General features: G+C 54.9%; 11 protein-coding genes. 8 read left to right on the forward strand and 3 right to left on the reverse strand.

The genetic code is table 11. From position 1 onward, the window contains the following. Positions 1–92: 92 nt before the first annotated feature. The 4 genes from HCZ99_RS00820 (at position 93) to HCZ99_RS00835 (ending at position 4,147) form a co-directional block, all read left to right on the forward strand. Positions 93–893 (forward strand): metal ABC transporter ATP-binding protein, encoded by an 801-nt coding sequence (locus HCZ99_RS00820; RefSeq protein WP_254869377.1) that lies wholly within the window; start codon positions 93–95, stop codon positions 891–893. A 54-nt stretch (positions 894–947) separates the two neighbouring features. Continuing rightward, positions 948–2,168, forward strand: a complete 1,221-nt coding sequence (locus tag HCZ99_RS00825) for a metal ABC transporter permease (RefSeq protein ID WP_167445014.1) — start codon at positions 948–950, stop codon at positions 2,166–2,168. After that, complete coding sequence (locus HCZ99_RS00830; RefSeq protein WP_167445015.1) at positions 2,165–3,115, forward strand: metal ABC transporter permease; 951 nt, start codon at positions 2,165–2,167, stop codon at positions 3,113–3,115. The genes HCZ99_RS00825 and HCZ99_RS00830 overlap by 4 nt, the downstream gene beginning before the upstream one ends. Before the next feature lie 99 nt (positions 3,116–3,214). Beyond that, complete coding sequence (locus HCZ99_RS00835; RefSeq protein ID WP_167445016.1) at positions 3,215–4,147, forward strand: hypothetical protein; 933 nt, start codon at positions 3,215–3,217, stop codon at positions 4,145–4,147. A gap of 25 nt (positions 4,148–4,172) precedes the next feature. Here HCZ99_RS00835 and HCZ99_RS00840 read toward each other — a convergent pair whose 3' ends face one another. Next, positions 4,173–5,252 (reverse strand): siderophore-interacting protein, encoded by a 1,080-nt coding sequence (locus HCZ99_RS00840; protein WP_167445017.1) that lies wholly within the window; start codon positions 5,250–5,252, stop codon positions 4,173–4,175. A gap of 208 nt (positions 5,253–5,460) precedes the next feature. On the opposite strand from HCZ99_RS00840, the gene HCZ99_RS00845 reads away from it, so the two are divergent. The 4 genes from HCZ99_RS00845 (at position 5,461) to HCZ99_RS00860 (ending at position 9,990) form a co-directional block, all read left to right on the forward strand. Further along, the gene (locus HCZ99_RS00845) at positions 5,461–6,312 is read left to right on the forward strand and encodes a GNAT family N-acetyltransferase (RefSeq protein WP_167445018.1); all 852 of its coding nucleotides are present in this window, start codon (positions 5,461–5,463) and stop codon (positions 6,310–6,312) included. Between the two features lie 367 nt (positions 6,313–6,679). Beyond that, entirely contained in the window at positions 6,680–7,450 is a 771-nt protein-coding gene (locus tag HCZ99_RS00850; protein WP_167445019.1) for a motility protein A, read from the forward strand. Positions 7,451–7,489: 39 nt separating this feature from the next. Beyond that, the gene (locus tag HCZ99_RS00855) at positions 7,490–8,443 is read left to right on the forward strand and encodes an OmpA family protein (RefSeq protein ID WP_167445020.1); all 954 of its coding nucleotides are present in this window, start codon (positions 7,490–7,492) and stop codon (positions 8,441–8,443) included. 101 nt (positions 8,444–8,544) lie between these two features. Further along, entirely contained in the window at positions 8,545–9,990 is a 1,446-nt protein-coding gene (locus HCZ99_RS00860) for a pentapeptide repeat-containing protein (protein ID WP_167445021.1), read from the forward strand. A gap of 52 nt (positions 9,991–10,042) precedes the next feature. Here the strand turns inward: HCZ99_RS00860 and HCZ99_RS00865 are convergent, their stop codons facing one another. Continuing rightward, a complete protein-coding gene (locus tag HCZ99_RS00865) occupies positions 10,043–10,555 on the reverse strand; it encodes a GNAT family N-acetyltransferase (protein WP_167445022.1) in 513 nt (170 codons plus the stop codon). A 12-nt stretch (positions 10,556–10,567) separates the two neighbouring features. Beyond that, on the reverse strand, positions 10,568–12,514 hold the full coding sequence (mutL, locus tag HCZ99_RS00870; RefSeq protein ID WP_167445023.1) for a DNA mismatch repair endonuclease MutL: 1,947 nt from the start codon (positions 12,512–12,514) through the stop codon (positions 10,568–10,570). Positions 12,515–12,620: the final 106 nt, after the last annotated feature.

Here is a 12,620-nt window from a genome sequence, read left to right on the forward strand (position 1 = left end):
CGTAAAAGCCGCCGAATATATTGCGGACCGACCGATCTGATCCGGAACATTGATCAGATTATGGATTACGGAAGAGACACAAAGGACATCTGATGCGACAAGCCGAACTGATTGCCCAAGCCGGAAAGATCGTAGACGTCGCGGGAAAAGATGCACCGCTGACGGTGCGTGGCCTGACGGTTTCATATGGCAATAAGCCGGCGGTGTTTTCAGTCGATGCGTCCATCCCGGCCGGGTCGATGACTGCGATTATCGGTCCCAATGGCGCGGGCAAGTCGACCTTTCTAAAAGGAACCCTTGGCGTGGTGCCGCGCCTGTCGGGGGAAGTGCGCATTTTTGGTAAGCCCTTCCACGAAGCCCGCGATCGCGTTGCCTATGTGCCCCAGCGTGCCAGCGTTGATTGGGATTTTCCCGCACGGGTGATTGATGTGGTCCTGATGGGTCTTTATGGATCGGTCGGGCTGTTCCGCATGTGGCGCGCCCGCCACCGCCAGCAGGCAATGGCCTGCCTTGACCGGGTGGGTATGGCCGATTTCGCCGACCGTCAGATCGGCCAACTTTCTGGTGGCCAGCAACAGCGCGTCTTTCTGGCGCGTGCGTTGGCGCAAAATGCCGAGTTTTACCTGCTTGATGAGCCGTTTGCCGGGGTCGATGCCGCAACGGAGCGCGCGATTGTCACCGTTCTAAAGGACTTAAAAGCCGAGGGCCGCACAGTTGTTTGCGTGCATCATGACCTGTCGACTGTGAACGAATATTTTGATCGGGTGTTGCTGATCAATGTGCGCCGCATCGCCGAAGGTCCGGTAGAGACAACCTTTACCGCCGAGCACCTTCAGGAAACATATGGCGGGCGGTTGGCCGAAACGCATATCAATGATTTGCGCCTTGCGTAGGGTGGAGCGTTACATGACCGCCACCGCCCCCAACATCCCCGCCGAGAACGCTTCATGAGCTTTGTTGATTACTTCATCAGCGCGCTTTTCCTACAAGCTGGCTATAACAGCGCGCTTGTCGCCGTTGGCGCCGGGCTTTTGGGGCTGTCGGCGGGCAGTGCCGGGGCGTTTATTTTCCTGCGCAAACGCGCCTTGGTATCCGATGCGATCAGTCATGCCACCCTGCCCGGTGTTGGTTTGGCGTTTATGATCATGGTGGCATTTGGCAGTGATGGCCGCTGGTTGCCGGGATTAATCATCGGTTCGGCCATTTCATCGGCAATCGGTTTGATCCTGGTGGAGTGGATCACGCGCAAAACCCGTCTGACCGAAGATGCGGCGATTGGTGCGGTGCTATCGGTGTTTTTCGGGTTTGGCATTGTCCTTTTGACGATCATTCAAACCATGTCATCAGGTCGTCAGGCCGGTTTGGAAAACTTCCTGTTGGGGGCCACCGCCGGGATGCTGATTTCCGAGGCCACCACGATTGCGATTGCCGGTGCCCTTGCCGCCGGGTTTGTTTTCTTGCTGCGTCGGCCCATGACGCTGGTGGCGTTTGACCCGGAATATGCCGCGACCACCGGGGTCAATGTGCGCAATATCGATCTGGCAATGATGGGTTTGGCCCTTATTGTCACCGTCATCGGGCTTAAGATTGTGGGTCTGATCCTGATTGTGGCGCTTTTGATTATCCCGCCGGTTACCGCCCGGCTTTGGACCAATCAGGTCGGGAAGATGATCGGTATTTCGGCCCTTGTCGGCGGTGTTTCAGGCTATATCGGGGCGGTTCTATCCGCCGCCGAAGCATCCATCCCCACCGGGCCGATCATTGTTTTGGTGGCGTTTGGCTTTTTCATGATTTCGGCCCTGTTTTCACCGTTGCGCGGGGCGTTGGCATCGGCCCTTCGGCATCATAAGTTCCAGCGCCGCGTGCATCGTCGGCAGGGGCTTTTGGCACTGGCACGGCGTGAACCGATTTATGACGGGCTGACCTTACGCATTTTGCGCCGGTCGGGCATGATCCGGCGCGACGGGGTTGCGACCCTGCGCGGGCGGGCAGCATCGGAAAAGGCATCCCGCGATGAAGCACGCTGGGCCGTGGCCCGGCGGATTTTGCCCGATGATTCCGCGATTGAACGCTATGACGGGTTAACCCCGATCGAACAAATGATGACATCCGATCAGATTGCCGAGATTGACCGCATGATCGCCGAGCAGAACGGAGCTAAGGCATGATCAATGATCTGATAACCGCCCTTGGCGCGGAGTTTGTTCAGCTGAGCTTAACACCGATCCTGATTGGTGTTTTGGCCGCTATTGCCTGTGCGCTGCCAGGTAATTTCCTGTTGCTGCGCCGACAAGCGTTGATTGGCGATGCGATCAGCCATGTGGTGTTGCCCGGCATTGTGGCCGCGTTTTTAGTGACCGGCACCATTAGCGCCATTCCGATGATGCTGGGTGCCGGGGCGGCGGCAATTGTCGCCGTGGTGATGATCGAGGTCGTCAAACGTCTGGGCCGGGTTGAACCGGGGGCGGCGATGGGATTGGTGTTTACCACCCTGTTTGCCGCGGGTGTGTTGCTGCTTGAAATGACCGATACCAGTTCGGTGCATATTGATGTACAGCATGCGCTTTTGGGCAATCTTGAAAGCCTGATCTGGTTTGATGCCGAAGGTTGGTCATCGCTTCTTGATCCGCAAGCACTTGCCACCCTGCCGCCACAGTTGCCGCGATTGGCGATTGTGTTGGTCGGGATCATGCTTTTTATCGGGTTGTTTTGGAAAGAGTTGAAAATTTCGACCTTTGACGCGGCCTTTGCCGGGGCGATTGGCATTCGCACCGGGATACTTGGCTTTGCACTTGTGGTCTGTACGGCGATTGCCGCCGTTGCGGCCTTTGATGCGGTCGGGTCGATCATTGTCATTGCGATGTTTGTCTGCCCGCCAGCCAGTGCGCGCCTGATGACCAATCAGTTGGGCCGACAAGTTGCATGGTCCGTCCTGTTTGCGACGATTTCCGCAATTTTGGGATATGTGTTTGCCGGATATGGGCCGGGCTGGTTTGGATCGCCCTATGCGGTCAGTGCCGCGGGCATGATTGCCACCATTTCGGGGATCATTATGCTTTTGACCTGTTTGTTCGGCCCACAGCGCAAACGCACCGGCCAACAGGCCGAGGCATAAGTGCCTTTGCCGTAACCGCGCAAAATTGCCCTAGCCCAACCCGTGCGAAACGCACATACTTGGCGGATGCAAATTGGTTGGTTGGCGAAACATTTCGGGATGATGACCGGTGTAATCGGCGCAGCGGTAACTGTGCTGGTGTCTTTTGGGATATCGGCATATGCCCAAACACCCACGTCACCAGCGCCGGTTATCGCAAAAATCCAGAGTGATTTAAGCGCCTATGGCGATATTGATCTTTATGTTTTTAAGGATCGCCAAGCGTTTCTCGATATTATGGATCGGACGATTGGCCTTAAGAACATTGCCAATCCAGATACGACATTTGCCAAACTGCCCAGATCGCCCTTTACCATTACCGGGCGGCAAAATGGCAAGCAAATCCCATCATGCCAGATTTTCGTGCCCGCCAATATCGCGCCCAACAGCGGCAACGAGATTTTTGCACAATTGATGCGCGGCTGGTTCGGACCCGATTTAACCTATGGCAGCAGTGCGGAACTGACATTTGAATGGCTATTGCGCCATGAAGCGCGGCATTGCATGCCCGATCATTATGGCGACGTGGAAAGCCATGGTGATGAGGTTGACGCCGATATTTTCGCCTTCAATGCGCTGAGCGAAACCATAGCGAATACCGAGCTTCGCAATGGGCTTCGCGCCGATATCATTGCGTTTCGCATGATTACATCGGCTATTTTCGCCGATAACAGCCATATGATCGGACTTTCAGTCAAATATGGCCTTAAAAACACGGCGAAATCCGAAAACCTGACCGCAGATGACGAGATTTCCGCATTTCGGGCGGCAAGGAAGCTTATTTTCGAGCGGGCAAAGGCGCGCGCAGCTGGGATTAATCCGACCAACCTTGAACTGATCCGTACGGTAAGCGCATTACGTGCTGAAACCAAGACCGGCGCGCTGAACCCCGGATCATCAAGGGTATCGGAAATCCTGATCGATCTTGATGATGCGATTGCCCATCTTGCCCCACGGCTACACACATCTGTCGCCAACCTGCCAACGGATTAAGTCAGTGCGTCTGGGCGCATGTGCATCACGGCGCATGTGCTGCTTTGCGCCAGAAAGTCATCGCAAGACATTGGTCACGTTCCAGCCCGATCTCTTTGCGCCAATAGCGATGAAGCGGTTTGTAGTCTTCTTGCTCCACCCCGGCCCAGCAAAACACGTTTCGTTTGGCATGCGGGATGTCAATCGCGCGCACGGCATCCTGAATAAGGCTGCGCTCAACATTCGTATTGGTTTCGCCATCACGCAACAGCCATTGAATTTCGACTGCACTTTTGGTGGTGATATCGATGATGTCGTCTTTGCCGCCAACTTCGATCACCGCATGACCGGCAACGTTGGGAGACAGATTTTCAAGGTAGCGGCCAATGGCCGGCAATGCGGTTTCATCGCCCGCGAACAACACCCAATCGGCATTTGGTAGCGCGTTGCCAAAGGGTCCGGTGATCGCCGCCAGATCCCCCGGTGCGGCATGCAGGGCAAAGGACGAGCCCGGCCTATTATCGCCGTGAATGACGAAATCGACATCCATCCAGCCCGCATCAACATCGATGTTGCGAATGGTGTAAACGCGTTGTTCGACCGCTTTATCCCCACTTGGCCAGACCGGCAGTCCGTTATCGGCCAGAGTTGGCCATTCCGGATTTTGATCACCGCGTTGTGGGATCAAAAGACGAATGTGTATGCCATCAATGTCATAGGCACCAAGATCATCACCATGCAGCCGAACGCGGCGCATATGCGGTGAAAGGTCGCGGGTCGCGCCGACCGTCAAAACACGGAAATTGGGCAAACGGCCGTTATTTTTGCCCGCCCCTTGCCAGCGGCAATCAAGTTTGGCGTCGGGCAAGGCGGCCTGAAGCAGCGATATGACCGCGAATTTAAGTTGAACCACCCCGGCATCATTATTCGCCCCGACTTCGATATCCAAGCCGTCGTCGGTGCTGGCAAGATTGATGTGACCAATCGATACCGACACCCGAATGGCCGATGCATCGCCGATCACCTCGCAATCGTGGCTTTTGTAATAGTCCGCAGCGCGCGTGATAAGGGCTGCACTATCAGGCAGGGCAATGCGCGTTTTAGCTGTCAAAACAGGTGTTGGCATGGGGCTCTCAAACGGTGGGGCGGGTCATGAAATGTGTTGCAGCTATTGATAATAAAAATGCGTTTCATTCTCAATAAAAATTCTCATTTAAATCATATCCATCATGTTAAATGTTGGATCAGATAAACCATCAAACGCCGCTGCCCTTCGCGCACCGTGCTGATCAAGTGCAGCGTGACAAAAGACACTGAAAGTTAAAGACCCGACCATGCATGACAAAATCCGCCGCCTGAAACCGTCTGAATTTCCCGAAGCTGTAAAATGGGCTGCCAAGGAAGGCTGGAATCCCGGCTGCGCTGATGCCGAGATATTTTTCAACGCCGATCCGGAAGGTTTTTGGGGCGCGTTTGATAAAAAGGGCATGGCTGCCGTCATTTCGGCTGTGCAGTACAGTTCGGATTTCGGCTTTGTCGGGTTTTATATTTGCCGCGAAGACCGCCGTGGATCGGGCTTGGGATACCGTTTGTGGCAAACGGTTTTGCAAGACAGTGTGATGAAAACCATCGGCCTTGATGGTGTTGTTGACCAACAAGAGAATTACACAAAATCCGGGTTTGAATTCGCCCATCGCAATATCCGCTTTGGCGGTGTTGTTAAGGCCCCTGCCCCAAACGACGCCGACCTGTTTGATCTGTTGATTGATGATATCGCGGTCGTTGATGCGTTTGAGCAAACCTGCAATCTGTTTGGTGAAAGCCGGATTGAGTTCCTGCGTGGCTGGATCGGCAATGAAAACCATACCGCCATGGGTCTGAAAGGCCCGATGGGGCTGCGTGGCTATGGCGTGATCCGCCCCTGTGAAGAAGGTCATAAGGTCGGACCACTTTTTGCCCCAACCCAGGAAGACGCCAAAATCCTGTTTGAGGCGCTTTTGGCAAGTCGCGCCGACCAAAGTGGTAAGGTATTTTTGGATGTGCCGGAACCCAATCAAGCCGCACTTGCCCTTGCCACCGGCTATGACATGCAGCCCGAATTCGAAACGGCACGCATGTATAAAGGCGATGCCCCGACGCTTGATCTGAACATGATCTATGGGATTTCATCGTTCGAGCTGGGCTGAGTTTCAGCCCTGCGACGAGATTTATGGTGCGACACCGTTAAGAGTCTGGCGATAAAGATTAATTGCCGGAATCATAGTGTCGACTAGACCAATGTCAGTTTTTTAAAATCGGAGAAACGCAGAGTTCCAGACCATCAGACGTCGTGGTGCGAAAAGTTGTTATATTTTTTATGGAAAAAGGATGTCGCAGCCCCCAACTGTCTTGAGAGGGGATATTCGACATTTAAACCATAATCATTACCCGCTGACACTTTTTCGCCCGACATCTGTGAAGCGACGCATCGTCCCGGTATCCGGGCTCAGAGATTTTCGCGACGCCCGATCAGGTCATGGACAACAGATATAACGCCGGACACCAGAAACCGATATGGATATAGCGACACTCATTGGGATACTTGCGGGATCGGGCGTGATTGTTGGCGCCATCCTGCTTGGCGGCAACCTTGGTGCGTTTGTCGACATACCATCCATTATGGTGGTGTTTGGCGGAACGGCCGCAGCGACACTGATTAAATTTCCGATGCGCGATGTGATCAAGTCGCTCAAGATCGGCATTGGCATCGCGTTTAAAAACCCCAAGGAAGACCCGCTTTCGATCTATGAAAAAGCCATCGAGCTTTCGGGTCTTGTGCGCAAAAACGGCCTGCTTGGCCTGGAAACTGCCGAGGTTGAAAACGAGATCATGGCACGCGGCATTCGCATGTGTGTCGATGGTCATAGCGGCGAAGTTATCCGAAGCTCGATCTCAAGCGAGGTCGAAAAATCCATTCAGAATGATGAACTTGGCGAACTGATGTTTCGTGGTATCGGTGATACCGCACCGGCATTTGGCATGATCGGCACCTTGGTCGGTCTGGTGCAGATGCTGGCCAACCTTTCTGATCCGGATGCGATTGGCCCGGCAATGGCGATTGCAATGCTGACGACGTTTTATGGCGCGGTGTTGGCCAACCTGATTGCCCTTCCGATTGCCGACAAGCTGGCCCTTAAGGTCGAGCAGCTTAAAAACACCAAGCAATTGATTATTGAATCAGTCGTCCAAATTCAGGCCAGCCAAAGCCCGATGGTGATGAAAGAAATTCTGGGCCCGTATTTGCCCGGTGGTGTTCCCAAAGATGCCGAAGGCGAAGGGGAATAATCATGGTATTGGCCGTTATCTGGAACATGGATTAGGTCCATGGCAAAGAAACCCGCAGCAGGCGCACCCGCATGGATGGCGACATTTGCCGATCTGATGTCGTTGCTGCTTGTTTTGTTTGTTCTTTTGCTGACATTCGCAGAGATGGATGTCATCCGGTACAAGCAGATCGCCGGATCGGTCAAAGCCGCATTTGGGTTTTCCAAGGAAGACCAACTTGCCGGTGTGATTGAATTGGATGGGTCGATCGTTGGTAAGTCCCTAAAGGCGCCAACCCCCGATACGCCGCGCGTTGTTTCGGAAATTCCCAAGGCCGAAACACCTAAAGTCGAGATTGAACAATCCGACAGCAAAGAAGAAAAAGCCGAAGCGCTTGAAGAAACGCTCAACACCGTGCTTGAAAATATGGGCCTTGAGGATGAGGTGGGTCTGGAGCGCATTGACGGCGAAGTGGTGATGAGCTTTCCCGATGAACTGGCTTTTCCGTCGGGATCATCAGGCATGACCGAAGAATTTGCCGCCGCCCTTGATCGAATTGCGCCCGTCCTGAACCAAACCAACGGCGAAATTCACATCGCCGGTCATACCGATAATATTCCGGTGTCTGCATCATCGCCCTATATATCCAACTGGGATCTTTCGGCGGCGCGTGCGACGGCGGTTTTACACCATATGATCGATCTTGATGGCACCGATCCAACACGGATGGTTATTCAGGGCTATGGCGACAGCCGCCCGGTCGCATCAAATGACACACCGGAAGGACGATCAAAGAACCGACGGGTCGAGATCACCATCCAAATGGTCGAAAGCAACAAGCCGACCGGCGGAAACAGTGCCCCATCTGGCGAAAACAGTGGCAATGCGACGCCCGCCACCCCAAGTGAAGAGTCTTCTGTTGGCGACGACGCAGCGCAAGATGATCAAACCACCCCGGAACAAGCCACATCAAACCGGCGTCGGACATTTAGCATTCCAAGCAGCAACCCGTGACGGGGCCGCAAAGGGAAAATTGCACCGTCGAGACAGACAAGAATGATACCCATGACGGACCGGCTTATCCGTACCATGGCAACAACAGGAATTGACGCATCATGACGGTGCAAGACAACAACAATAAAACAATTCTTTATGCCGATTACAGCGAACGCAACAGTCTCTCCGCGAAGGAGGCGATTGAACCGCTGGGTTTTGCCGATTTCATTACCTGTGATGACCGTGACCAAACCGTCGATCTTGTGAATACCTTAAAACCCGACATCGTGCTTGTGGGCCTTTACCTTGATGGGATGCGCGGCATTTCAACAATCCGGGCCATTCGTGACAGTGCAACGGCGGTAAACCATCACGGCAAGGACGTCATCATTTTGCTGGGTGCGCCAAAACTGGATCGGCGTGCCATGCGCGATGCTGTTGAAGCCGGGATCGAAGGCGTTTTCCGCCAACCGGTTGACCCTGCACGGCTCCGCAAGATCATTACATCGGTGCTTGAAAATCCCCGTCGTTTTGTTCTGAAAGATGATTATTTTGGCCCGGCCCGGCCAGAGGACATCGCCACCGAGGAAGGCGAACAAACCAGTAGCCGCCGACCAGTTTCCGCGTCCGTCACCTTAAAACCAAGCGTCATAAAGCGCGGCCAGGTAACACGGCCAAGCGCATTGGCATCCCAAGGGGGGCAAACCTTTGATGAAGCGGAACTTGCCAGCGTGCCCGAAGATGATCTTGCGGCGCATAAGGAACGCAGCATCAAAGCAGCAATTGCCGCACGTGAGCTTTTAAAACCAGATCCGGTTGCCAAAAAGCCAAAACCAGCTGCTAGCAAAAAGGCCAAAGAAAAACCAACGCCGCCTGTGTCGGTCGCAGACATCCCGGAGGCCAAAGAACCTGCCAAAGCGGAGCTAGAGCCCGCGACCGCAGTAGAAGCCCCGCCAAAAGACCCAAAACCGATCCCGGCCGTTGCGAAAAAAGCGGCCGCAAAGAGCGAACCGGAAGCCGAGACAGAGGTCGAACAGCAAGAAAATACCGACCAGCTGGTTGAAATCGATCTTCAGGAAGCCTTGGTCGATCATAGGCTTTGGGTCGATACCGGTGGCAAGGAAGGATCGGTCATGTCGATTGACCATGCCGATCTGCGTGATTCCGATCTTGAAGGCGTTGATCTTAGCCGCTGTGGGCTAAGGTTTGCGTCGTTTAAGAATGCCAATTGCAAGCAAGCCGTCCTGCGACGCTGCGACCTCACGGCTGCTGATTTTGTTGATAGCAATTTGGAAAGTGCCAACCTAGCGGCCAGCCGCCTTTCGGGCGCGCGGTTTAATTCGGCAATCCTGCACAATACCGTGTTTTTGGGATCGGATTTGTCCAACGCCAATTTCAACGGCATGCAGTTTGTGAATTGCGATTTTAGTGGCACCAACCTTGCCGGGGCTGATTTCCGCGATGCGGATTTAACCAGTGTACGGGGCCTGTTCGCCGAACAGATTCAGCGCGCACGCGTGAATGTGAATACGCGTCTGCCAAGTAGTTTGAAATTGCGTGAATAATCACGGGCTAATGCAAAGGCCCAAGCCGCTGCCCAAGGCCTCGCAACCGTGTCTAGACGTCACATGTCATATGCAAGCTGGGAAATGTGACGTCGGGGCCAAAGGACACCTCAATCGGGCCGATTAACGTAAATCCCAACTTTTCATAAAATTTGCGGGCTGACAGTGTTGCATACGCATCAAATCGGGTTGCGCCATAAGATGCCTTTGCGTCGCGGACACAGTGGTTAAACAGCATCTTGCCCAGTCCCTGACCGGTAAAATCCGGGTCAACGGCAAAATGGCGCACATGCACCCACCCGGGCTTAACCGGCTCATCTGGGGCGCCGGGGCGGGTTGCGGTCCATCCGCCGGCGGCAATAACGCGTGTGCTTGCGTCCTTGACCACATAATAGCTGCCCGATGAAATCAGTTCCGGTCTGGCAAAGGATAAGAACGGCATGGCGCGCGCCAGGACATCGGGCGCATAGTCATTTTTCAGAAGCTGGGAATAAGAACGGGCAAACAATGCGCTGATCGCCTCGGCATCGGAAAGAGACGCGTTTTCGATGATGCGATCCGTCATTGGTTTTCGTCCTTATCTGCGGCCAAACATCTTTTCGATGTCATGAAGTTTGAGCTCAACATAGGTCGGGCGACCGTGGTTGCACTGCCCGGAATGCGGGGTGGCTTCCATTTGGCGCAGCAACGCATTCATTTCATCGGCGTTTAATTTACGGCCCGACCGCACCGATCCGTGGCATGCCATGGTCGCACAGACATACATCAGCCGATCTTTCAGCAACATGCCCTGGCCCAGTTCGGCGATTTCATCGGCCATGTCGCGTACAAGCGCGCCAACATCCACCTTGCCCAGCATGGCCGGGACTTCACGCACCACAATCGCACCGGGGCCAAAGGGTTCGACAACAAGCCCCAGTTCGGCAAATTCTTCGGCCCTGTCGGCAATGCGATCCGCCGATGCTTCGTCAAGTTCGACCACCTCGGGCAATAGTAACCCTTGGCGTTTGACGCCGTTTTCGGCCAGATCGGCCTTCATGCGTTCATAGACAATACGTTCATGGGCGGCATGCTGATCGACAATCACCAAGCCGTCGCGGGTTTGGGCAATGATATAGTTGGCGTGGACCTGCCCACGGGCGGCCCCCAGCGGATGATCGACGAATTTGGTATCATCCGTCATGTCAATGCGTGCCGATGGCCCAGCCGCGCCATAACCGCCAGCAAGGGCCGCGGCCGCCGCACCAGCAAACCCGCCATCCGGGTCCGGCGTTCCGGCGAAATCGCGCCCCCGATCGAACAACCCGCCATAACCCGACGTGCCACCATCGGCCATCGGGGCCTGTGCGCCGTAATTGCGTTCGATTGCCGCGTGGCTGGGGGTGTTTGCCTGATACTGGCCAATGTTAAAGCCACCGCCGCCAGACGAGTGTGATCCACCATCATATGGCAGGCTGGGGCCTTCGCCCTCACGCCGTACCGCGCCAAGCGCCATATCGGCAACCGTGGTGGATGCCCGGTGCCCTGCCCCGGCCAACGCATGTTTCAGTGCGCCGACAATCAGGCCGCGCACCATGCCCGGATCGCGGAAACGGACTTCGGTTTTGCCGGGGTGAACGTTAACGTCGACATCGCGCGGGCTAAGTTCAAAGAATAGCGCCAACAACGGATGCCGATCCCGTGCGAGGAAATCTTGATAGGCGCCGCGAACGGCCCCTTGCAGAAGCCTATCCTTGACCGGGCGGCCATTGACAAACATGAACTGCATCTGTGCATTTCCGCGGTTTAACGTCGGCACCCCGGCATAGCCGGTCAGTTTGATGCCTTCGCGTTCGGCATTGATCTGAAGCGCGTTGTCCTGAAATTCGCGGCCCATCACCGCACCAAGACGTTTAAGCCGCGCATCAAACAGATCACCTTCACAGGCCGGGTAATTTAGGATCGTTTTGTTGTTATCACCCGACAGGGTAAAGCCAACATCGGGCCGTGCCATCGCCAGACGGTCCATGATTTCGCGCGCATACATTTGCTCGGTACGCGCAGTTTTCAGGAACTTTAACCGGGCCGGCGTGGCATAGAAAAGATCGCGGACTTCGACCCGGGTGCCATAAGGATGGGCTGCGGGCTCGGGTTCGCCCTTGGCCCCGCCTTCGATCAGAAGTGTCCAGGCGCTGTCGGCACCGCGGACACGGCTGGTCAATCGCATCCGCGAGACCGAGCCAATAGAGGGCAATGCTTCGCCGCGAAAGCCCATAAAGCCGATGTTAAACAGATCATCATCAGGCAGCTTTGACGTGGCGTGACGTTCGACCGAAAGGGCGAGTTCCTCGGGCGTCATGCCCTTGCCATCATCGCTGATCGACAAAAGCGTGCGCCCACCATCGCGCAGATTGACATCAACCTTTGTTGCCCCGGCATCCAGCGCGTTTTCCACCAGTTCCTTAAGCGCAGCTGCAGGCCGTTCAACCACCTCACCGGCGGCAATCTGGTTGATCAGGTTCTGGGGAAGGACGCGCAAAGTCATTTAGCTGGGTGCTCGTGATGTTGGGTGTTTTGAATTTTAAGTTTTGATTTTGGAGTTTTTACACTGATTGGGATGAACCTATCAAAGCACAAAGCGCGGCGAAATC

Origin of the sequence: Thalassospira lucentensis (assembly GCF_011806425.1) — a bacterium.
GTDB classification, from domain to species: domain Bacteria; phylum Pseudomonadota; class Alphaproteobacteria; order Rhodospirillales; family Thalassospiraceae; genus Thalassospira; species Thalassospira lucentensis_B.